Source organism: Microbacterium sp. Root553 (assembly GCF_001426995.1).
Taxonomy (GTDB): domain Bacteria; phylum Actinomycetota; class Actinomycetes; order Actinomycetales; family Microbacteriaceae; genus Microbacterium.
Genome location: NZ_LMFY01000001.1, coordinates 2,012,634 through 2,033,969 on the forward strand (window position 1 = coordinate 2,012,634; position 21,336 = coordinate 2,033,969).

Sequence of the window (21,336 nt, forward strand, 5' to 3'; positions counted from 1 at the left end):
CCGATCCGGGTGGATCGGCCCCTCTGCGCGTCATTGTAGGCTTGCGCAATGACACCAACGCGCCACTTCGACCAGTCGTCGAAGCTCAAGAACGTCCTGTACGAGATCCGTGGGAACACGCTCGTCGAGGCGGCGCGTCTCGAGGCCGAAGGACATCGGATCCTCAAGCTCAACACCGGCAATCCTGCGATCTTCGGCTTCGAAGCCCCTCACCAGATCGTGCACGACATGCTCGCCGCGCTTCCGACCGCGCACGGCTACAGCGACAGCAAGGGCATCGTCTCGGCGCGGCGCGCCGTCGTGAGCCGGTACGAGGAGATCGAGGGCTTCCCGCGTTTCGGTCCGGAGGACGTCTTCCTCGGCAACGGCGTCTCGGAACTCATCACCATGACGATGCAGGCGCTGCTCGACGAGGGCGACGAGGTGCTGATCCCCGCGCCGGACTACCCGTTGTGGACGGCCATGACGAGCCTGGCGGACGGCACGCCGGTGCACTACCTCTGCGACGAGGACTCCGGGTGGCAGCCCGATCTCGAAGACATCCGGTCGAAGATCACGCCGCGCACCAAGGCCCTCGTGATCATCAATCCGAACAACCCCACCGGAGTCGTCTACTCGCGCGAGATCCTCGAGGGGATGGTGCAGATCGCCCGCGAGAACCAGCTGCTGCTGCTCTCGGACGAGATCTACGACCGCATCCTCTTCGACGACGCCGTGCACATCCCGACGGCCACCCTGGCGCCCGATCTGCTCTGCCTCACCTTCAACGGCTTGTCCAAGACCTACCGCGTCGCCGGATTCCGCTCGGGATGGCTCGTCATCACGGGGCCGCAGTCGCATGCGAAGGGCTTCCTCGAGGGGATCAACCTGCTCGCCTCCACTCGTCTGTGCCCGAACGTCCCCGCGCAGTACGCGGTGCAGGCGGCACTCGGCGGTGTCCAGTCGATCGACGCGCTGATCGCGCCGACCGGGCGGCTGCACGAGCAGCGCGACATCGCCTGGGAAGGACTCGAATCGATCCCCGGAGTCTCGTGCGTGAAGCCGGCCGGCGCCCTCTATGCGTTCCCGCGCCTGGATCCGAACGTGCACGAGATCAGGGACGACGCGAAGCTCGTCTACGACCTGCTCGTCTCGGAGCACATTCTGCTGGTGCAGGGAACCGGCTTCAACTGGCCGACACCGGACCACCTTCGTCTGGTCACCCTTCCCGAGCCTCGCGTGCTGGCCGAGGCCGTCGAGCGCCTCGGGAACTTCCTCTCGAGCTACCGCCAGTAGGCGTCGCCGGTGCGGCCGGCGGGGACGTCGTCACCGGCAGAGGCAGACGTGATGCGACCAGTCGACGGATGCCGGAGACCAGGGCGGACCGTGGCGTGAGGTCGGCCATCGGGCGGGCATGGAGCAGGGCTGCGTCTGCGGCGCGCTGATCGAACGGCAGGAACTCGACCGCGGTGATGCCCGCCAACCTCTCGAGGGTCCGGCGCACCTGACCGCGGGCGTCGATGCCCAAGGGGCCGGGGCGCACACGGTTCACCACGACGCTGACCGGGACAGGATCGGTGAGACGGCGCAGCTCCGCATGCTCGCGGATGAAGCGGCTGATGCCGAGGGGGTCGGCGGAGGCGACGGCGACGATCGTGTCCGCCTCCTGCAGCGCGGCCACTGTGGCGGCGTGCCGCCGTGGGCCGGCGAGGTCGAAGGTCGCCTCGTCATCGGCGTCGAAGGCGCTCGCGACATCGACCACGGTCTCCTCGCTCCATGTGCGGCATACCCGGAGTGTCGCGCGCAGACGGTCGGCGCCGAGTTCCGGCCAACGGCTCGGACGATTGATGCCGCCGAGCACCTCCACCTCGCCGGCACTCGTCTCCAGGACCGCGGAGAGCCGGGTGAGCTCGTCGGCGTCGAGCGACCCCAGGTCGGCGCGACGGCAGGCGGCGGCGATTCCCGGAGCGTCGTCGCCGAGTCCGAGCAGCAGAGCCAAGGAAGGGGCGACCGTGTCCGCGTCGATGAGTGCCGTGCGACGGCCCACCCGCGTCAGCTCGACAGCGAGCTGGATCGCCACGGTGGATCGCCCGGGAGCGCCGGCGGGACCCCAGACGACGGTGACACGGTGCGGCGGCGAGGACTCCGGCTCGGTGGTCTCCGGATGATCCGCGGCCAGTGCGGTCGCCACCTCCCACCCGGTGGCGTCGGCCGGCAGCGGGGCCGCGAGACCGTAGCGAGCGAGCACCCTCGCCTCACCGTCGCCGAGGGGCACCAGCCGCACACCCGCCCGATCGCAGGCCGTGACGACTTCGGGGGTCAGCGCGCCGCGCGTCGCGGCGACGACGACGGCGTCGATGCCGGGAGGGAGGGGAAGCAGTCTTCCCGGAGCCACCACGGCGACGACGCGGATGCCCTCGACCTCGAGCTCATCCGCGAGGCCGGCCGCACGGGACTCCGGCACGGCCAACACGACGGACGTCACGGGGTCGCGCCGATCGGGACGACGGCGAGGACCGATCCTCCGGTGATCGCCCCCAGCACCTCCGCGACGTCGGCCCTCTCGATCACGACTTCGACCGTGCTTCCCCCCGAAGCCAGGACGGACGCGCTCTTCGTCACCGAGGTGACGGTCGCGTCGGCCACGAGGATCCGCGGCGGCTCCTGCACCGATCCGTCGTCGCTCGGGGGTGCGGCCCAGAGCTCCACGTCGCTGCCGGCCCCGACATCCGCGGGAATCCCCGTGCCGCTCTCGACGACCACGGTCGTGGTCCGTCCGGCATCGACGTCTTCGACGGCCGCATGGGCCAGGAGTTCGCCCGCGCTCACGGTCTTCGACGCGATCCGGCCCGGCTGCAGATCCTGAGGCGCCACGTAGCGGGACGTGACGCCGCCGAGCCCCACCTCCACGACCTGGAAGTCGTCGGAGGTGAGCGCCTCGCCTCTGACGATCGTGCGGTTCGCCTGGAGGATCGGCGTCGTCGCACCGGCCGACGAGACGACCGCCCAGACGCCGCCGATCGACAGGAGGACGAGGGCGATGCCGATCAGGAAGCGCGCGTCGCCCCAGACGGCGCGGCGTGGACGAACGAATCTGTGCATCGCCACATGCTCACAGAAATCGTCGCGGAGGCTCGGGACTTATCCACAGCGGCACGGGGGTGCAGGTGAAACCCGCCGGTGGGGGCAGAATGGGGACATGCCCGACTCGACCCCGTCCGTGAGGCGCTTCCTCGCGCCCGCGCAGGTGGCCGAACTCCTGAGCATCGAGGTGGACGAGGTCATCGAGCTCGTCTATCAAGGACGGCTCAGCGGATCCAAGCTCGGGTCGCCCGCTCGATGGCGCATCGAGGAGACGAGCCTCGCCGACTACCTCGCGGAGCAGTCGGAAGAGGCGCGTCGCATGGCGCTGTGGCGTCAGGCGAACGAGGCCAGCTTCCCCGAGGTGTGGGGCGCGCCGTTCGGTCACGGAAGCTGATCCCCGAAGGTCTGCACTGACGCCACCGCGTGGAACGGGATCATCTGGAATCCCCGCACGGCTGCCGCGGTCCTGGCCGCGCCGGCGTCGTGCAGCGCGAGATCCAGGTGATCCGCACCGGCCCTGTCTATCGTCCCGTGGAGGTCTCTTCCGTCGATGCCCAGGATGTTCACGGGCACACGGCGGCGCGCGAGGTCCCGCAGGATGAACCCCAGGGACATCCGCTCGCGGAGGATCGGTGCGGCCGCCTCGTCGCCGTCCAGGCTCGTGAGCAGCAGCCCGTGATCCACGCTGAGCCCGTGCACCGCGTGGAACGGGAGTATGCAGGTGGACCGACGCGGTGGTGACTCCGCGGCATCCAGGATCGCCGCCGCGACCCAATCCGCGCCGAGGGCCTGAAGTCGCACGCGCATGCGCGCTCCGCCGGGGAGATCGACGGTCGCGAGGGCCGATGCCGCGCACAGCACCCGGAGTCGGCTGCGCATGTCCAGACGGGAGATGCGCAGCCGCTCCGACTCGGCGTCGAGCACGGCTCGCTCGCTCTCCCACTCCGCGGCGAGCTGGCCCTCGAGGTCCTCGAACAGTCGATCCCAGTGCACGCGGACCACCGTAGGCGATCGCATCGGGGCCATGTACGAGTTATCCACATAGATCTCGGATTCGGCCGGAACGGCTCCTCCACGCATGCTCTACTTGGCGCAGTCTTCCCCGATGGAGAGTGCCGCAGATGACGATGAACGAGTATTTCGCCCCGCAGCCGACGCCGCGCGCCGAGCTTCCGGATCCGCAGCCGCTGCTGCGCAGTCTCACACAGGGCGTGCTCGAGGTCCTCGCCGGGGTCAGAGAAGTCGATCAGTTGGCCCGCTGGTTCAGCGAAGATGCGTACCGGAGTCTGGTGACGCGGGCGAATCTGTCGGCGAGGGCGCGCAGCGCGAGGGGGGTCTCGCCTGCGCGCCCGACTTTCGAGATCCTGTCCATCCGGGTCACCGAGCCGGTCGACGGCAAAGTCGAGGCCGTGGTCGTCGTGGCGGGCCCAGGTCGGACCCGAGCGGTGGCGATCCGTCTCGAAGGCCTCGACCGGCGCTGGCGGGCCTCGTCGCTGGCCGTCCTCTGATCTCCCGCACCGTAGGCTTGAGGGGTGTCAACCCTCAGTGATCTCGCCAATGCCCAGGGCCGCCTGACCGACGTCGACGTCGAATGGCTGCACCGCCTCGCCGGCGACGGGCAGCTTCTCGCGGACCTCTCGTCCGCCGACATCGTGGTCTGGGTCCAGACCGAGGACGGCTCGTTCATCGCCGTCGCGCACGCGCGGCCCAGCGGTGCGGCGACGCTGTTCTACCGCGACATCGTGGGGGAGCGGGTGCGTCCGCAGTGGCGGACCCAGGTGCAGGGGGCGTTCGACTCCGCGGCGATCGTCGATTCCTCGTCGCCGGACTGGTTCGAGGAGACGCCGACGCGGGTCCGGGCTGTTCCGATCGTCAACGATCGACGCAGCGGACACGGGGAGGCCGGTGTCATCGGCGTCGTCACCCGGCACACGAACCTGGGTGAGGCGCGCACTCCGTCCCGACAGCAGATCACGTTCGACGAGTGTGCGAACGACATCTTCCGGATGATCGCGGACGGCAGCTTCCCGGATCCGGCCGCGCCGACCTCACCGCGGCGCGGAGCGCCTCGTGCGTCTGACGGGCTGATCCGCATCGACGTCGACGGCATCACCACGTTCGCCAGTCCGAACGCGCTCTCCGCCTTCAATCGCATGGGCTTCGACGACGAGCTCGAGGGGGAGTCGCTGGCCGAGGTCACCACGCGGCTCGTCCCGCCGTCCCGCCAGGTCGACGAGTCGCTGCCGGTGGTGGTCACCGGCCGTGCGCCGTGGCGCACCGACATCGAGGCGCGCGGGGTCACCGTGTCGCTTCGGGCGATACCGCTCAAGGACCACGGCACGCGCATCGGCGCGATCCTGCTCTGCCGCGACGTGTCCGAGCTGCGTCACCAGGAGCAGGAGCTCATCACCAAGGACGCCACGATCCGCGAGATCCACCACCGGGTCAAGAACAACCTGCAGACGGTGGCGTCGCTGCTGCGGATCCAGGCGCGTCGTACGCACTCCGACGAGGCGAGGGACGCTCTGACCCAGGCGATGCGGCGCGTCGACTCGATCGCCGTCGTGCACGACACCCTCGCACAGGGGCTCACGCAGAAGGTCGATTTCGACGAGGTCTTCCATCGCGTGCTCAAGCTCGTGGCCGAGGTCGCGTCGGCCCCCAACACCCGGGCGCGCACGCACTCGACCGGTCGCTTCGGGGTACTGCCGAGCGAGTACGCGACGCCGCTGGCGCTCGCGCTGACCGAGGTCGTCACCAACGCCGTCGAGCACGGCCTCGCCGGGCAGGAGGGCATGGTCACGATCGACGCCGCGCGCACGGAGGAGAACCTGCGCGTGCTGGTGCGCGACACCGGGAGCGGTCTTCCCGAGGGCCGCATCGGTCAGGGACTCGGCACGCAGATCATCCGGACCCTCATCCAGGGCGAGCTCGGCGGATCCATCGAATGGCGGGGGAGTGAGGGCGGCGGGACCGAGGTCGTCATCGACATCCCGCTGCGCTGGCTGACGAAGTAGCCGCCAGAGTACGCGGTACGGGAGAACGCCGCCCGAGTACGCGAAAGCGGCCCGAGACCTCGTCTCGGGCCGCTTTCGCGGATGTTCAGGAGGCGCGTCGTGCGCGCGCGGCGCGGCGCTTGAGCGCGCGACGCTCGTCTTCGGAGAGACCGCCCCACACGCCCGAGTCCTGGCTGGACTCGAGGGCGTACTGCAAGCAGATCTCGGTCACCGTGCAGGTGGCGCAGACCGTCTTGGCCTTCTCGATCTGATCGACAGCCGGGCCGGTGTTCCCTACGGGGAAGAACAGCTCGGGATCGACGGTCAAGCAGGCGGCCTTGTCGCGCCAGTCCATGGGGGCTCCTCGGTGTGGATTTTCATGAATCGGCGCAACGCGACGACTCTGATTTCGGGTGCAGTTCGGGTTCAGCTACCCTGTTGAGATACGGACGGATGCCCGCGAATTGTGATGCGGGCTCGGAGCCCGCCCCACGCCGCTGTGGGAGCACATGACGCTGTCTATTCTGTTACATGAAACCGGCGAAATCAAGGGTTTCGCCTGTTCTCATTCGATTCTCAGGAGACACATCGTGCGCGCACCCGGCCTCGCTCTCGCCGCAGCGGCAGTCCTCGCGGCGGAAGGCGCAGCCCTCCTCGTCTTCGCGCTGATCGAGCTCGTCGGCCTCGGCGCGGGAGATGCGTCCTCGCTGCCGACCGCCCTCGCTCTCATCGTGCTGACGCTCATCGGGGCGGGCGCGCTGATCGCCTTCGCGATCGGGACCCGCTCCGGGCACTCCTGGGCGCGTTCCGGAGGCATCGTGTTCCAGGTGCTCGGCGTGGCCCTGGCGCTGGCGTCCCTGACGATCCAGCCGGTCGTGTGGGGATTCACCGTCGGCGTGGGCATCCCCGCCGTGCTGGGTTTCGCCCTGTTGATCGCGACCACGCGCGCCGAGAACGAGCGCCCGGCCGAGTGACGCTCAGGCGTCGATGCCGAGCAGCTTGCGCAGCCGGGCGACGTGCCCGGTGGCCTTGACGTTGTACTGGGCGAGCGTGATCGTGCCCTCGTCATCGAGCACGAAGGTGGACCTGATCACACCCTCGACGACCTTGCCGTAGTTCATCTTCTCGCCCCAGACGCCGTAGGCCGTGTGCACGGCATGGTCGGGGTCGCTGAGCAACGTGAAGGTGAGTCCGTCGCGTTCCCGGAACGTGGCGAGCGTGGCCGGCTCGTCACGGGAGATGCCGATGACGCGATACCCGGCGCCCTGGAGCGAGGAGATGCTGTCGCGGAAGTCGCACGCCTGGGTCGTGCATCCCGGAGTCATCGCCGCGGGGTAGAAGTACAGCACGGTCTTCTCGCCTCGCAGGTCTGCGAGCCGGACGGTCTTGCCGTCCTGGTCGAGCAGAGCGAAGTCGGGAGCAGCGGTTCCGGGTTCGAGGCGCACAGTCACGCACTCAGCCTACCGGCCGGGAGTCTGCTCCGCCTTGTCGGCGAAGGTCTGCAGCAGTCGCTGCAGGGAGTCCAGACGCGCGCGTCCCGTGTCGCTGAGCTCGCCTCGTTCGGCGGCCTCGATGAGTGCGCAGTCCGGCGCGTCCGCGAGATGGGTGCATCCGCGTGGGCAGTTCTCGGCGATCTCCGCCAACTCGGTGAACGCCGCGAGGATGTTCGAGGGTTCCACGTGGCCGAGCCCGAACGAGCGGACTCCGGGGGTGTCGATGACCCAGCCCGAGCCGGCCGGGCCGGAGTAGCGCAGCGAGACCGTGGACGACGAGGTGTGGCGCCCTCGTCCCGTCACCTGGTTCACGTGGCCCGTCGCACGCAGCGCACTCGGCACGAGCGCGTTGACGAGCGTCGACTTCCCCACACCGGAATGTCCGACGAAGACCGTCGAATGACCGACGAGCGCGGCGCCGATCTCGTCGACGGGCATCTCCTCCTGCGCGCTGGTGAAGACGCGGAGGTCGAGGCCGTCGAAGTGCGCGAGGAAGGCGGAGGGGTCGGCGAGGTCGGTCTTGGTCACGACGAGGAGCGGGCGGATGCCGGCATCCAGCGCCGCGACGAGGTAGCGATCCACCAGTCGCGCCCGGGGCTCGGGGTCGGCCGCGGCGACCACGATGAGCATCTGGTCGGCGTTCGCCACGATGACGCGCTCGACCTGATCGGTGTCGTCGGCGCTGCGCCGGAGAAGAGAGGTCCGATCGACGATGCCGATGATGCGCGCGAGCGTACCGTCTTCGCCGGTGGTGTCGCCCACGACCTTCGCCTGATCTCCGGTGACGATCGGGTTGCGTCGCAGCTCGCGGGCACGAGCCGCCGTCAGCAGACGCTCGTCGGGTCCGCCCTCATCGAGCAGGACCGTATAGCGTCCGCGGTCCACCCCGAGCACGCGGCCGACCTTCGCGTCGTCGTGGGCGGGACGTCGCTTGGTGCGGGGGCGGTTGGCCTTGGGGTTGGGACGAGTGCGGATGCTGCTCTCGTCGTAGTCCTCGAAGCCGTCCTCGAGGTCGTTCGTGTCGTCGAGCCAGCTCACGCGGACGCGCCCCGCAGCATCCGCTCCCAGAGCAGCGTGAACTCGGGAAGCGTCTTCGCCGTCGTGCCGATGTCGTCGACCTGCACTCCGGGGACGCGCAGCCCGATGAGGGCGCCGGTCGTCGCCATCCGATGGTCGTGATGGGCCGCCCATGCGCCGCCGCGCAGCGTCCGGGGAATGATGCGCAGCCCGTCGGGCAGCTCCTCCGCCTCGCCACCCAGGGCGCGGATGTTGCCGATCAGCGCCGCGATGCGGTCCGTCTCGTGCAGTCTGATGTGACCGATCCCGCGGAACGTCGTCGGACCGGTCGCGAAGGCGGCGAGTCCGACCAGCGTCGGCGTCAGCTCGCTCGCCGCGGACAGGTCGAGGTCGAGTCCCCGGATCTCGGTTCCGGCCTTCACCGTCAGAGTGCCGCTGTGTCGGTGGACGTGAGCGCCCAGAGCCTGCAGGATCTCGGGCAGCAGGGCGCCGGGCTGCGTGGAGTGCACGGGCCAGCCGGTCACGGACACGGAGCCCCCCGTCACGAGGGCGGCGGCCAGGAACGGCGCGGCGTTGGAGAGATCCGGCTCGATCGCGATCTCCTTGGCGCGCGGCACGCCGGCCTCGACGAGCCACTCGCCGGTGGCCGGTCGCTCGATGCGGACACCGCGTCGGCTCAGCGCCTCGATCGTCATGTCGATGTGGGGAAGGCTCGGCAGATGTTCGCCGGTGTGCACGAGGTGGAGTCCGACGTCGAACCGCGGCGCGGCGAGCAGCAGGCCGGACACGAACTGGCTCGACGCGGAGGCGTCGATCTCGACCCGTCCGCCGCGGATGTGGCCGTGGCCGCGGATCGTGAACGGCAGCGCCCAGGTGCCCTCGTCGTCGATGTCGACGCCGAGGTCGCGCAGGGCGCTGATGAGCCCGCCCATGGGCCTGTGCAGTGCGGTCTCGTGCGCGGTGAGATGCACGTCTTCACGGGCGAGTCCGGCGAGCGGGGCGATGAACCTCATGACGGTCCCCGCCTGGCCGCAGTCGACGGTGGCGCCGCCGACGAGCTTGCCGGGGGTGACCACGAGGTCGGGGCCGAACTCTCCGGCTCCCTCGACCTCTTCGATGCCGACGCCGAGCGCACGCAGAGCCTCGATCATCCGTCTCGAGTCGTCCGAGTGCAGCGGGCCTGTGAGTCGGCCGGGTCCGTCGGCGATCGCGGCGATGATGAGCTCGCGATTCGTCAGCGATTTCGACCCGGGGATCGTCACCGTCGCGTGGACGGGATCCGGGGCCGTGGGCGCTGCATAGACGCCCTGGACAGGGGAGGGGGAATACCCGTTGGCGCTCATCGGTTTCAACCTTAGTGAATACGGGAGTCCGCCCGATCGGATCACGGAAGCCCGGCGACAAGGAGACAGCATGCTCGCAACGTTGGAACGCGAGTTCGTGGACCTCAGCGGCCTAGACTGGCCGGTGATGGATGACACGGAGACGGCAGAAAAGGTCAGCGACCCTCGGCGTGAATTCGAGGATCAGGCGATCCCCTTCATGGATCAGCTCTACGCTGCCGCGATGCGGATGACGCGCAATCCGGCGGACGCCGCCGACCTGGTCCAGGAGACGTTCGTGAAGGCGTACGGCTCGTGGGCGACTTTTTCGCAGGGCACGAATCTGAAGGCGTGGCTCTACCGCATCCTGACGAACACGTACATCAACATCTACCGCAAGAAGCAGCGCGAGCCCTACCAGGGCACGATCGACGAACTCGAGGACTGGCAGCTCGGCGGTGCCGAGTCGACGACCGCCTCGCACGGACGATCGGCGGAGGCCGAGGCCATCGACCACATGCCCGCATCCGTCGTCAAGGACGCGCTGCAGGCGGTCCCCGAGGACTTCCGGCTGGCGGTGTACCTCGCCGACGTCGAGGGCTTCGCCTATCAGGAGATCGCGGACATCATGAAGACACCCATCGGCACCGTGATGAGCCGTCTGCACAGGGGCAGGCGGATGCTGCGCGAGCTGCTGGCCGACTACGCCGCGGAGCGGGGAATCTCCGCGGCAGAACCGAGGAGCACGAAATGACCGACTGCGGCTGCGACAAGGCGCGCAAGGATCTGGAGGAGTACCTCCGCAACGAGGTGTGCAACACCGAGCACACCGAGATCCGCGAGCATCTCGAGAACTGCCCGTCGTGTCGGGACGAAGCGCTCGTGGCGACCACCCTCACCGAGGTCGTGGCCCGCGCGTGCAAGGAGACGGCTCCCGAGGAACTGCGCGACCAGGTGTTCGCGCGCCTGCGCGAGGTGCAGGCCGCGCAGCACTGACGTCCCGACAGGGGCGGCTCCGGCAGCGGAGGTCGACGTAGGCGTTCGCCCGTAGGGTGGAAGGCATGACCGACATCGACTCGAGATCCGTCCCCGCCGACCCCATGTCCACGGAGCGTCTCGCCGCCGAGTCACTGAGCTATCGCGTCGTCGACGCCGCCGATGAGGCGGCCTCGGAGAGATTCCAGCGTGCGACGTCGCGGGGCTTCCTCGGCGCGGAGCCCTCGACCGAGGCGCTGGCCTTCGGGCGCACGACGTTCGAATCGCGACGCAACATCGGCGTCTATGACGAGCGCGTGCCCGATGGTCAGCCGGTGGCCACCATCGACTCGTGGACGACCCCTGTCACCGTTCCCGGCGGCTCCGCACTGCCGATGTGGGCGATCAGCGGGGTGACCGTCTCGGCGACGCACCGGCGCCGAGGCATCGCCAGGGCGCTGCTGGAGGGCGAGCTCAGGGCGGCTGTCTCGGCGGGCGTGCCGATCGCCGGGCTCACCGTGTCGGAGGCCACGATCTACGGCCGCTACGGCTTCGGCTCGGCGCTGCCCATGTCGTGCATCACGGTCGACACCCGGCGCGCCGGGTGGGGAGGCGGCGACATCGCCGGGCGCATCGAGTACGTCGACAGGGAGACACTGGCCGCCGATCTCGGCCGCGTCCACGACCGTGCACGTTCGTCGCGTCCTGGCCAGATCCCCGGGTGGGACACCCGCTGGGCGGGCATGGCGGGGCTGTCGCCGAGCGACACCGATCGGGACAAGGTGCGCGGCGTCCGCTACCTCGACGGTGCCGGCGACCTGCGTGGCGCGATGGCCTTCACACTCGGCGAGAGGAGCGGATCGTTCCGCTTCACGCTCGGCATCCGTCTGCTCGTGGCCGAGACGCCCGAAGCCACGGCCGCACTCTGGCGGTTCGCCCTGCAGCACGACCTCGTCGACGAGGTCACGGCCGACCTGCGTCCGCTCGACGACGCGCTGCCCTGGCTCGTGCGCGACCCGCGCGGCGTCGTGCAGACGGTTCACGATCACGGCTGGCTGCGCATCCTCGATCTCCCGACGACGCTCGCCGCGCGCACCTACTCCGCCCCCGTCGATCTCGTGCTCCGCGTCACCGATCCGCTCGGCTTCGCCGAGGGCGACTGGCGACTGCGGGTGGACGGCTCCGGCGCGGCCGTGGTCGAGGCGGCGGGCGACGGGACGAGGGCGGTGGATGCGACGCTCGACGTCGCCACGCTGTCGATCCTCTTCGCCGGGGGAGTGAGAGCCACCTCGCTGCACGGCGGAGGTCGGATCGATGCGGATGCCGACACCGTCGAGGCGCTGGACCGTGCCTTCGTCGCGTTCCCGGCTCCCGCTCTCGACATCTGGTACTGATCCACGCCGCCGGGTGCGGATGCGAAAAGGGAGCCCCGACAGTTCGTCGGGGCTCCCTTTTCCGTAGGCGGCTCGGGTCAGCTCCCGGTCAGCGCCTCGCGCAGGAGTGTGGCCTGCTCGGCGGCGTGCACCTTCGACGAGCCCGTCGCGGGAGACGCGGATGCCGGTCGGCACACCGGGCGGAACCGACGGTCGCCGGGCACATCCGCGAACGCCAGGGCGAGGAACGGCCAGGCGCCCTGGTTCTCCGGCTCCTCCTGCACCCAGACGAGCTCGGCGTTGGGGTAGGAGTCGGTGATCGCCTTGAGGCCCTCGATGGGCGTCGGGTACAGCTGCTCGAGCCGGACCAGGGCGACCTGGGGGTTCGGGTTCTTCTCGAGCTCGGACTTCAGATCCCAGTGGACCTTGCCCGAGTGCACGAGCACGCGGGTGACCGCAGTGCGGTCGAGCTCGCGGGCGTCGTCGATCACGGGCTCGAAGCGCCCCTGCGTGAACGCCTCGACCGGGCTGGTCGCGCCGCGCAGACGGAGCATCGCCTTGGGCGTGAACACGATCAGCGGCTTGCGCGGACGTGCGTAGGCCTGACGGCGCAGCAGGTGGAAGTACGACGCGGGCGTCGACGGGCGGGCGACGATCATGTTGTCCTGCGCGCACATCTGCAGGAAACGCTCGATGCGAGCCGAGGAGTGGTCGGGCCCCTGGCCCTCGTAGCCGTGCGGGAGCAGCAGGGTGACGCTCGACTGCTGTCCCCACTTCTGCTCGGCAGACGAGATGTACTCGTCGATGACGGACTGGGCGCCGTTGACGAAGTCGCCGAACTGCGCCTCCCACAGCACCAGGGATTCGCGGGCCTCGACGGAGTAGCCGTACTCGAAGCCGAGGGCGGCGTACTCGCTCAGCAGGGAGTCGTAGACGAAGAATCGGCCCTGCGAGTCGGACAGGTTCGACAGCGGGAGCCATTCCTGTCCGTTCGCGCGGTCGTGCAGGGTCGCATGACGCTGCACGAACGTTCCGCGTCGCGAGTCCTGACCGGCGAGCCGGACCGGGGTGCCCTCGACCAGCAGCGACCCGAAGGCGAGCAGCTCGCCGAAGCCCCAGTCGATGTTGCCGTTGCGGCTCATGTCCAGACGCTTCTCGAGCTGCTGCTGCAGCTTGGGGTGCACCGTGAAGCCCTCGGGCTTGTTCACGAACGCGTCTCCGATGAGCTGGATGACTTCGCTCGAGACACCGGTGATCTCGGGGGCGCCGACCTGCTCCTCGGCGGGAGGGAGGTCCTGGACGACCGGGTTGGTTCCGGTCTCCGCGGCGTGCGTCTCGGCGAACGCGATCTCCAGACGGTTCTGGAAGTCGGCCTTGGCCTCGTCGTACTCCTCTTCGGTGATGTCGCCTCGTCCGACGAGCGACTCCGTGTAGAGCTTGCGCACGGAGCGCTTCGCCTGGATCAGATCGGTCATCAGGGGCTGCGTCATCGACGGGTCGTCACCCTCGTTGTGACCGCGGCGGCGGTAGCAGACGAGGTCGATCACCACGTCGCGGTGGAACCGCTCGCGGTACTCGAACGCGAGCTGCGCGACGTGGATGACGGCCTCGGGGTCGTCGCCGTTCACGTGGAGCACTGGCGCCTGGATCGTCTTGGCGACATCGGTCGCGTACACCGAGGTGCGCGAGTCGTCCGGCAGGGTGGTGAAGCCGACCTGGTTGTTGACGACGACGTGGATGGTGCCACCGGTCCGGTAGCCGCGCAGCTGCGACATCTGCAGGGTCTCGACGACCACGCCCTGTCCCGCGAACGCGGCGTCGCCGTGCACGAGGATGGGCAGCCAGGCGAACGTGCCGATCGGCTTGCGGTCCTGCTTGGCGCGGACGATGCCCTCGAGCACGCCGTCGACGGTCTCGAGGTGCGAGGGGTTCGCCGCGAGGTAGACCGGCAGCTCGGACCCGTCGTCGGCGACGAAGGTGCCCTCGGTGCCGAGGTGGTACTTCACGTCGCCGGAGCCGCGTCGGTTCCCGGTGGTCTGGGTGCCCTCGAACTCCTGGAACACATGACCGTAGGTCTTGCCCGCGATGTTGGTGAGCACGTTCAGACGGCCGCGGTGGGCCATGCCGATCGCCGCACCCTCGAGTCCTGCGGTGGCAGCGCCCTGCAGGATCTCGTCGAGCAGGGGGACGAGCGACTCGCCGCCCTCGAGCGAGAAACGCTTCTGGCCGACGAACTTCGTCTGCAGGAACGTCTCGAACGCCTCTGCCTCATTGAGCTTGCGCAGCACGCGCAGCTGCTCGTCGTGGCCGGGCTTCTGGTACTTGACCTCGACCTTCTCCTGGAACCAGCGGCGCTGCTCCGGGTCCTGGATGTGCATGTACTCGATGCCGAGCGTGCGGCAGTACGAGTCGCGGAGCACACCGAGGATGTCGCGGAGCTTCGCGACGCGGCGTCCGCCGAATCCGCCGGTGACGAATTCGCGGTCGAGATCCCAGAAGGTGAGCCCGTGGCTCTCGATCTCGAGGTCGGGGTGCGACCGCTGAACGTATTCCAGCGGATCGATGTCGGCCATCAGGTGACCGCGGACGCGGAAGGAGTTGATCAGCTCCTGCACGCGGGACTGCTTGTCGACGCGCTCGGCGAGGTCGACCGCGATGTCGGGATTCCAGCGGATCGGAGCGTAGGGGATGCGCAGCGCCGCGAAGATGTCGTCGTAGAAGCCGCGCTGACCGATCAGCAGCTCGTGCACCTTCTTGAGGAACTCGCCGGAGCCCGCGCCCTGGATGACGCGGTGGTCGTAGGTGCTGGTGAGCGTGATCGTCTTGCCGATCGCGAGCTCGTTGAGCGTCCGTCCGCTGGCTCCCTGGAACTCGGCGGGGTACTCGAGCGCGCCCGCGCCGATGATGCAGCCCTGACCCTTCATGAGTCGCGGGACGGAGTGCACCGTGCCGATGCCGCCGGGGTTCGTCAGCGACACGGTGGTGCCCTGGAAGTCGGCGGCGGTGAGCTTGTTGTTGCGGGCCCGCGAGACGAGGTCCTCGTAGGCCACGAGGTACTCGCTGAACGAGAGCGTGTCGGCCCGCTTGATGCTCGGAACCATGAGGGCACGCGTGCCGTCGGGCTTGGGGAGGTCGATCGCGATGCCGAGGTTGACGTGCGCCGGGGCGACGACGGAGGGCTTGCCGTCGATCTCGGCGTAGAACACGTTCTGGCTGCGGAACTCGTCGAGGGTGCGGATGAGCGCCCAGCCGATGAGGTGGGTGAAGCTGATCTTGCCGCCGCGCGTGCGGGCCATGTGGTTGTTGATGACGATGCGGTTGTCGATCATCAGCTTCGCCGGGATCGTGCGCACACTCGTCGCGGTGGGGACGGTCAGCGACTCGTCCATGTTCGCCGCGAGGGTCTTGGGCAGACCGCGGAGCGGCGTGACCTTGTCCTCTTCAGCGGCGGCAGCCGACTCGGCGGTCTCGGCCTTGGGGGCTGGCTTCGGAGCCTGTGCGGGAATGGGGGCTGCGGCCGCGGGCTTCGTCGTCGTCCGTGCGACGGGCTGGGCGCCGATGACGGGGATGGGTGCGGTCACGGGGTGCGCGGTCTGCTCTGCCGACGCGGCGGGCGCCGACGTTCCGGAGGCAGCCTCCGACTGGTACTTCTCCAGGATCGGCCACCACTCCTTGTCGACGGAGTCACGGTTCACCTTGAACTGTTCGTAGAGCTCTTCGACGAGCCACGAATTGGCTCCGAACCCCCCGTCGCCCCCGACGCCGGTCACCTGGTTCGACACGCTCGATCGCCCTCTTTCATCACTGAAGTCCATATGTGCACACCAGGACGCAGGATGCGTCGGGGCCCGCACTCTCTCGAACACCAAGCCTAACGTGTTTCGCGCGACGATCGTCGAAGGCGAGCGCCCCTGTCGCCCCGATCTGAGTAGCGTGGGGGTATGGAGTTCTCCGGCGAGTCGCCCGCAGTCGATCTGACCTATTCCGATGTCTTCCTCGTGCCGCGCCGCTCCGCGGTCACCAGCCGTCTGCAGGTCGATCTCGCCCCGCAGGACGGCACGCCCGCGACGCTGCCGCTCGTCGCCTCGAACATGAACTCGGTGACGGGTCCGCGACTCGCCGCGGTGCTCGCCAGGCGCGGGGGTCTGGGAGTGCTGCCGCAGGACATGCCGCTGCAGGATCTCGATGCCGCGATCCGCGACGTCAAGGCGCAGCCCGTGCTGTGGGACACCCCGGTCGTCCTCCCTCCCGAGGCCTCCGTGACCGACGCCCTGCGTCTGATGCCCGCCACCGCCGGCCACGGCATCGTCGTGGCCTCGGGAGGGGCACCGCACCACGTCGAGCGGATCCTCGGCGTCCTTCCCGCCTCGCGCCTCGCGACCGCTCTCCCCGACGCGCAGCTGGGCGACCTCGTTCACGGCGGCACCCCCTCGCTCGATGCCGAGGACATCGGGTCGGAGCGCCACGCGTTCGACGTGATCACCGAGGCGGGGGCGGAGATCGTCACGATCGTCCGTCACGGGCACCTGGTCGGCACGCTCAGCGCACGCAGCGCCCTGCGCTCGACCCTGTATCGGCCCGCCCTCGATGCGGACGGACGACTGGCGGTCGCGGCGGCCGTCGGGATCAACGGCGATGTCGCATCGAAGGCGAGAGCGCTCGCCGCGGCCGGTGTCGACGTGCTCGTCGTCGACACCGCCCACGGACACCAGGAGGGGATGCTCCGCGCGCTGCGCGCCGTCGCGGATCTCGGTCTCGGCATCCCGCTCGTCGCCGGCAACATCGTCACCGCGGACGGGGTGCACGACCTGGTCGCGGCCGGCGCGTCGATCCTCAAGGTCGGCGTCGGACCCGGAGCGATGTGCACCACGAGGATGATGACCGCGGTCGGGCGTCCGCAGTTCTCCGCCGTGCTCGAGACGGCCGAGGCGGCGCGCGAGCTCGGCGCGCACGTGTGGGCGGACGGGGGAGTGCGCTACCCCCGGGACGTCGCGCTCGCGCTCGCCGCCGGAGCGGCATCCGTCATGGTCGGATCCTGGTTCGCGGGCACGATCGAGGCGCCGGGTGAGCTGCAGACCGACGCCGACGGGCGCATCTACAAGGAATCCTGGGGCATGGCGTCGACCAAGGCCGTGCAGGCGCGATTCGGACGCCTCGACGCGTACGAGCGCGCGCGCAAGGAGCTCTTCGCGGAGGGGATCTCCTCGTCGAAGATCTATCTCGACCCGCTCCGCCCCGGTCTCGAGGACCTGCTCGACATGATCACGTCGGGCGTGCGGTCGTCGTTCACCTACGCCGGTGCGTCATCCGTGCCGGAATTCCACGACCGCGCTCTCGTCGGGCTGCAATCCGCAGCGGGGTACGAAGAGGGCAAGGCGCTGCCGGTCAGCTGGTGACGACGAGGGTGGTGCCGGACATCCCCGCCACCACGGCGATCCCGTAGAATCATGGTCACCATGGACGACCCTCCCAGTTGCAGTACATCGCCCCATTGCCCGCCCCTCGGTGACGAGGGGAACCTCTGATGGACTACATCCTGCTGGGCGTGGGGCTCCTGCTCACCGTCGGCACCGGACTCTTCGTCGCGAGCGAGTTCGCTCTGGTCAATCTCGACCGTGCCGATCTCGAGGCGCGTCAGGCACGCGGCGAATCGCGGGTCTCGCTCACGATCAGCGCGCTGAAGCACACATCGACCCATCTGTCGTCGGCCCAGCTCGGCATCACCCTGACGACGCTGCTCACCGGGTACACGATGGAGCCGGCGCTCTCCAATCTGCTGCGACCGACCCTCGTGGCCTGGAACATCCCCGAGGGGGCCGTCGCCCCCATCGCGACCGTCGTCGCGATGCTCGTCGCGACCGTGCTCTCGATGATCCTCGGCGAGCTGGTGCCCAAGAACTTCGCCCTCGCGCTGCCGCTGGCGACCGCGAAGCTGGTCATGCCGTTCCAGGTCGCGTTCACGACCGTGTTCAAGCCCGCCGTCGTCGTGCTCAACGGCAGCGCCAACGGCGTGCTGCGCGGCATCGGCATCGAGCCCAAGGAGGAGCTCTCTGGTGCCCGCAGCGCCGAGGAGCTGTCGTCCCTCGTGCGGCGCTCGGCCAGTGCGGGTCTTCTGGAGGCCGATACGGCGAGTCTGCTGGACCGGACGCTGACGTTCTCCCGGCTGACTGCCGCCGACGTGATGACGGCGCGACCGAGCATGCACGCGCTCGCCGCCGGCGACTCCGCCGACGAGGTCATCCAGCTCGCGCGACGCACCGGGCACAGTCGCTTCCCGGTCTACGACGACGACCTCGACGACATCACCGGTGTCGTGCATCTGAAGGCGGCGATCTCCGTTCCGCGTGATCGCCGCGCCGAGGTGCCGGTGGGGGCGATCTCCACCGACCCGCTGCGCGTGCCGGAGACCGTGCACGTCGATGCTCTGATCTCGGAGCTCCGTGCCCGCGGCTACCAGCTGGCCGTCGTCGTCGACGAGTACGGCGGCACTGCCGGGCTCGTCACCCTGGAGGATCTGGTCGAGGAGCTGGTGGGCGAGGTGTCGGACGAGCACGATCGCACGAGGGCCGGTGTCGTGCGCGGACGGGACGGGATCACGTTCCCGGGTGAGCTGCGGCCCGACGAGCTGCGGCGCAGAGCCGGTGTGGAGGTTCCCGAGGGGGACGTCTACGACACGGTCGCCGGATACGTCATGAGCGTTCTGGAGCGCGTCCCGGCCGTGGGTGACGAGGTCGATCTCGAGAGCGGGACGCTGAGAGTGGTCCGCATGGACGGACGCCGCGTTGATCGCATCCGCTATGCGCCGCATCCCGATCTGACGGCGGAGGTGGTGGCCCGATGAGCGACTGGGGAGGACTGGCCTGGCTGGTCGTGCTGCTCGTGGCCAACGCGTTCTTCGTCGGCGCCGAGTTCGCGGTGATCTCCGCGCGCCGCTCGCAGATCGAGCCGAAGGCCGATCGCGGATCGCGCGCCGCCAAGACCGCGCTCTACGCGATGGAGCACGCGACCCTGATGCTCGCGACCTCGCAGCTCGGCATCACCATCTGCTCGCTTCTGATCCTGAACGTCTCCGAGCCCGCCATCCACCATCTGCTCGCCGTGCCGCTGCACGAGCTCGGCTGGTCGGATGCGGTCGTCGACGCCGTGTCGTTCACGATCGCTCTGCTGATCGTGTCGTTCCTGCATGTCGTGTTCGGCGAGATGGTCCCGAAGAACCTGGCGTTCTCGGTCCCTGAGCGTGCCGTGCTGATCCTCGCGCCGCCCCTCGTGCTGGTGTCGAAGATCTTCATGCCCGTGATCTGGGTGCTCAACGCCGCGGCGAACGGCGTGCTCCGACTCTTCCGGGTCGAGCCGAAGAACGAGGCCGCGTCGACGTTCACCCTCGACGAGGTCGCGACGATCGTCGATCAGTCGCGGCGCGAGGGCGTGCTCACCGACACCGCAGGAACCGTCGCCGCCGCCGTCGAGTTCACCGACAAGAAGGCTCGCGACGTGGCCGTGCCGCTGAGCGATCTGGTCACGCTGCCGCTGACGACCACGCCGGACGACATCGAGAAGGCGGTGGCCCGATACGGGTTCTCGCGTTACGTGATCGTCGATGACGAGGGGGTGCCCGTCGGCTACGTCCACCTCAAGGACATCCTCCGTGCGGCGGACGGCCCCGATGCCGACGCCAAGCTCGTCGAGCCGCTGCCGTCGAAGCGGATCAACCACATGGTGCCGGTGCAGGAGGACACGGACCTCGAGGATGCGCTCGCCGTCATGCGGCGCGCCGGTCGACACCTCGCGAAGGTGCGCGACGCGCAGGGCCGTACGACGGCCGTCCTGTTCCTCGAGGACATCCTCGAGGAACTCGTCGGAGAGGTGCAGGACGCGACGCGTCGCATCCGCGGGCACTGACCGTCGCCGAGCGAGAAGCCCCTCCGATCCACAGGGATCGGAGGGGCTTCTCGCTGTCGGCGGTGAATGCGGGTGCTCAGCGCCAGTGCGCGCGCTCGTACTGCGGCGGCCAGGCGATGTCGGCACCGAGCTCGTGGGCGGCGCGGAGCGCGAAGTGCGGGTCGCGCAACCACTCGCGGCCGGCGAAGATCGCGTCCGCCGCGCCCTCGGCGAGCACCTGCTCGGCCTGTTCGGCGGCGGTGATCAGTCCGACTGCGGAGACCGGGATGCGCCCGCCCTGACGGACGGTCTCGGCGAGCGGCACCTGGTATCCGGGGAAGACGCTGATCTGCTGGTGCGCGACCAGACCACCGCTCGAGACGTCGATCAGGTCGGCGCCGCGGTCGGTGGCCCACGCACCGACGGTCGCGGCCTCATCGGGGGTGAAGCCGCCGTCGGCATGGTCGGTCGCGGAGATGCGCACGAACAGCGGCACGCCGTCGCCCGCGGCCTCGCGCACGGCCTCGACCACGCGGAGGAGGAGTCGCGCCCGGTTCTCGAGCGAGCCGCCGTAGTCGTCGTCGCGCAGGTTGGACAGCGGCGACAGGAACTGGTGCAGCAGGTAGCCGTGCGCGCCGTGGATCTCGAGCACGTCGAAGCCGGCCTCGATCGCCCGGCGCGCGGCGGAGGCGAACCCGGTCACGATCGCCTCGATCCCGTCGGCGTCGAGCGCGACGGGCTCTGCGAAGCCCTCGTAGGCGATCGCGGAGGGGGCGGTCGTGGTCCAGCCGCCCTCTGACTGCGGCACCGAGCCCTGGTGCTCGGCCCACGGCCACCAGGTCGAGGCCTTGCGACCTGCGTGGGCGAGCTGGATGCCGGCCTTCGCGCCGCGCGCATGGATCGCGGCGACGATCGGCGTCCAGGCGTCGCGCTGCTCGTCGTTCCAGAGCCCGACGTCCTGCGGCGAGATGCGTCCCTCCGGCACGACACCGGCCGCCTCGGCCACGATGAGCCCGGCGCCGCCCGAGGCGAACTGGGCGAGGTGCGTGTGGTGCCATTCCTGCGCGACGCCGTCGATCGCGCTGTACATGCACATGGGGGACACCCAGAGCCGGTTGCGGAAGGTGACGGATCGGATGCTGAGAGGGGAGAAGAGGATGCTCACCCCTCGACGCTAGCGCCGTCTCGAGGGGGAGGGGTCGTCGGACTAACGTGGACT

20 protein-coding genes are annotated in these 21,336 nt (G+C 69.4%); 11 read left to right on the top strand and 9 right to left on the bottom strand.

Going from position 1 to position 21,336, the window contains the following annotated elements:
• Nucleotides 1–48 precede the first annotated feature (48 nt).
• Nucleotides 49–1,275 carry a pyridoxal phosphate-dependent aminotransferase gene (locus ASD43_RS09280; protein WP_056416469.1) on the top strand — a complete coding sequence of 409 codons (1,227 nt, stop codon included), beginning with the start codon at nt 49–51 and terminating at the stop codon, nt 1,273–1,275.
• Here the strand turns inward: ASD43_RS09280 and ASD43_RS09285 are convergent.
• Nucleotides 1,199–2,464, bottom strand: coding sequence for an AAA family ATPase (locus ASD43_RS09285; RefSeq protein WP_056416471.1), 1,266 nt, complete (start codon nt 2,462–2,464; stop codon nt 1,199–1,201). The genes ASD43_RS09280 and ASD43_RS09285 overlap by 77 nt on opposite strands.
• Nucleotides 2,461–3,081: an SAF domain-containing protein gene (locus ASD43_RS09290; protein ID WP_056419411.1), complete on the bottom strand. Its 621-nt coding sequence runs from the start codon at nt 3,079–3,081 to the stop codon at nt 2,461–2,463. Before ASD43_RS09290 ends, ASD43_RS09285 begins: the two co-directional genes overlap by 4 nt.
• Before the next feature lie 97 nt (nt 3,082–3,178).
• Between ASD43_RS09290 and ASD43_RS09295 the strand changes: the two genes are divergently transcribed.
• The gene (locus ASD43_RS09295; RefSeq protein ID WP_056416475.1) at nt 3,179–3,457 is read left to right on the top strand and encodes a helix-turn-helix domain-containing protein; all 279 of its coding nucleotides are present in this window, start codon (nt 3,179–3,181) and stop codon (nt 3,455–3,457) included.
• On the opposite strand, the gene ASD43_RS09300 is transcribed toward ASD43_RS09295, so the two are convergent.
• Nucleotides 3,445–4,056 (bottom strand): hypothetical protein, encoded by a 612-nt coding sequence (locus ASD43_RS09300; protein WP_056419413.1) that lies wholly within the window; start codon nt 4,054–4,056, stop codon nt 3,445–3,447. The genes ASD43_RS09295 and ASD43_RS09300 overlap by 13 nt on opposite strands.
• A gap of 128 nt (nt 4,057–4,184) precedes the next feature.
• Between ASD43_RS09300 and ASD43_RS09305 the strand changes: the two genes are divergently transcribed.
• Both ASD43_RS09305 and ASD43_RS09310 read left to right on the top strand, forming a co-directional pair.
• Entirely contained in the window at nt 4,185–4,571 is a 387-nt protein-coding gene (locus tag ASD43_RS09305; protein ID WP_056416478.1) for an Rv3235 family protein, read from the top strand.
• Between the two features lie 24 nt (nt 4,572–4,595).
• Nucleotides 4,596–6,080: a sensor histidine kinase gene (locus ASD43_RS09310; RefSeq protein WP_056416481.1), complete on the top strand. Its 1,485-nt coding sequence runs from the start codon at nt 4,596–4,598 to the stop codon at nt 6,078–6,080.
• Nucleotides 6,081–6,165: 85 nt separating this feature from the next.
• Here ASD43_RS09310 and ASD43_RS09315 read toward each other — a convergent pair whose 3' ends face one another.
• Nucleotides 6,166–6,414 carry a WhiB family transcriptional regulator gene (locus tag ASD43_RS09315; protein WP_028503730.1) on the bottom strand — a complete coding sequence of 83 codons (249 nt, stop codon included), beginning with the start codon at nt 6,412–6,414 and terminating at the stop codon, nt 6,166–6,168.
• Between the two features lie 235 nt (nt 6,415–6,649).
• Between ASD43_RS09315 and ASD43_RS09320 the strand changes: the two genes are divergently transcribed.
• Nucleotides 6,650–7,033 (top strand): hypothetical protein, encoded by a 384-nt coding sequence (locus ASD43_RS09320; RefSeq protein ID WP_056416483.1) that lies wholly within the window; start codon nt 6,650–6,652, stop codon nt 7,031–7,033.
• 3 nt (nt 7,034–7,036) lie between these two features.
• Here ASD43_RS09320 and bcp read toward each other — a convergent pair whose 3' ends face one another.
• The 3 genes from bcp to aroA are packed head-to-tail and all read right to left on the bottom strand — an operon-like array spanning nt 7,037 to nt 9,912.
• Nucleotides 7,037–7,510 carry a thioredoxin-dependent thiol peroxidase gene (gene bcp / locus ASD43_RS09325; protein WP_056416485.1) on the bottom strand — a complete coding sequence of 158 codons (474 nt, stop codon included), beginning with the start codon at nt 7,508–7,510 and terminating at the stop codon, nt 7,037–7,039.
• A gap of 9 nt (nt 7,511–7,519) precedes the next feature.
• Nucleotides 7,520–8,590, bottom strand: a complete 1,071-nt coding sequence (gene rsgA, locus ASD43_RS09330; protein WP_056416488.1) for a ribosome small subunit-dependent GTPase A — start codon at nt 8,588–8,590, stop codon at nt 7,520–7,522.
• Complete coding sequence (gene aroA / locus ASD43_RS09335) at nt 8,587–9,912, bottom strand: 3-phosphoshikimate 1-carboxyvinyltransferase (protein WP_056416490.1); 1,326 nt, start codon at nt 9,910–9,912, stop codon at nt 8,587–8,589. The genes rsgA and aroA overlap by 4 nt, the downstream gene beginning before the upstream one ends.
• 70 nt (nt 9,913–9,982) lie before the next feature.
• Between aroA and ASD43_RS09340 the strand changes: the two genes are divergently transcribed.
• The 3 genes from ASD43_RS09340 to ASD43_RS09350 all read left to right on the top strand — a co-directional run bounded on the left by ASD43_RS09340 (nt 9,983) and on the right by ASD43_RS09350 (nt 12,260).
• The gene (locus tag ASD43_RS09340; RefSeq protein ID WP_056416493.1) at nt 9,983–10,645 is read left to right on the top strand and encodes a sigma-70 family RNA polymerase sigma factor; all 663 of its coding nucleotides are present in this window, start codon (nt 9,983–9,985) and stop codon (nt 10,643–10,645) included.
• Nucleotides 10,642–10,887 (top strand): zf-HC2 domain-containing protein, encoded by a 246-nt coding sequence (locus tag ASD43_RS09345; protein ID WP_042541911.1) that lies wholly within the window; start codon nt 10,642–10,644, stop codon nt 10,885–10,887. Before ASD43_RS09340 ends, ASD43_RS09345 begins: the two co-directional genes overlap by 4 nt.
• A 65-nt stretch (nt 10,888–10,952) precedes the next feature.
• Nucleotides 10,953–12,260 carry a GNAT family N-acetyltransferase gene (locus ASD43_RS09350; RefSeq protein WP_056416495.1) on the top strand — a complete coding sequence of 436 codons (1,308 nt, stop codon included), beginning with the start codon at nt 10,953–10,955 and terminating at the stop codon, nt 12,258–12,260.
• A gap of 77 nt (nt 12,261–12,337) precedes the next feature.
• On the opposite strand, the gene ASD43_RS09355 is transcribed toward ASD43_RS09350, so the two are convergent.
• Nucleotides 12,338–16,021, bottom strand: a complete 3,684-nt coding sequence (locus tag ASD43_RS09355) for a multifunctional oxoglutarate decarboxylase/oxoglutarate dehydrogenase thiamine pyrophosphate-binding subunit/dihydrolipoyllysine-residue succinyltransferase subunit (protein ID WP_056416499.1) — start codon at nt 16,019–16,021, stop codon at nt 12,338–12,340.
• Nucleotides 16,022–16,180: 159 nt separating this feature from the next.
• Here ASD43_RS09355 and ASD43_RS09360 point away from each other — a divergent pair, with 159 nt between their 5' ends.
• The 3 genes from ASD43_RS09360 to ASD43_RS09370 all read left to right on the top strand — a co-directional run bounded on the left by ASD43_RS09360 (nt 16,181) and on the right by ASD43_RS09370 (nt 20,138).
• Entirely contained in the window at nt 16,181–17,635 is a 1,455-nt protein-coding gene (locus ASD43_RS09360) for a GuaB1 family IMP dehydrogenase-related protein (protein ID WP_056416502.1), read from the top strand.
• Nucleotides 17,636–17,763: 128 nt separating this feature from the next.
• A complete protein-coding gene (locus ASD43_RS09365) occupies nt 17,764–19,080 on the top strand; it encodes a hemolysin family protein (protein WP_056416505.1) in 1,317 nt (438 codons plus the stop codon).
• A complete protein-coding gene (locus ASD43_RS09370) occupies nt 19,077–20,138 on the top strand; it encodes a hemolysin family protein (protein WP_056416508.1) in 1,062 nt (353 codons plus the stop codon). Before ASD43_RS09365 ends, ASD43_RS09370 begins: the two co-directional genes overlap by 4 nt.
• A gap of 76 nt (nt 20,139–20,214) precedes the next feature.
• Here ASD43_RS09370 and ASD43_RS09375 read toward each other — a convergent pair whose 3' ends face one another.
• Complete coding sequence (locus ASD43_RS09375) at nt 20,215–21,282, bottom strand: NADH:flavin oxidoreductase/NADH oxidase (RefSeq protein WP_056416511.1); 1,068 nt, start codon at nt 21,280–21,282, stop codon at nt 20,215–20,217.
• Between the last annotated feature and the right edge of the window lie 54 nt (nt 21,283–21,336).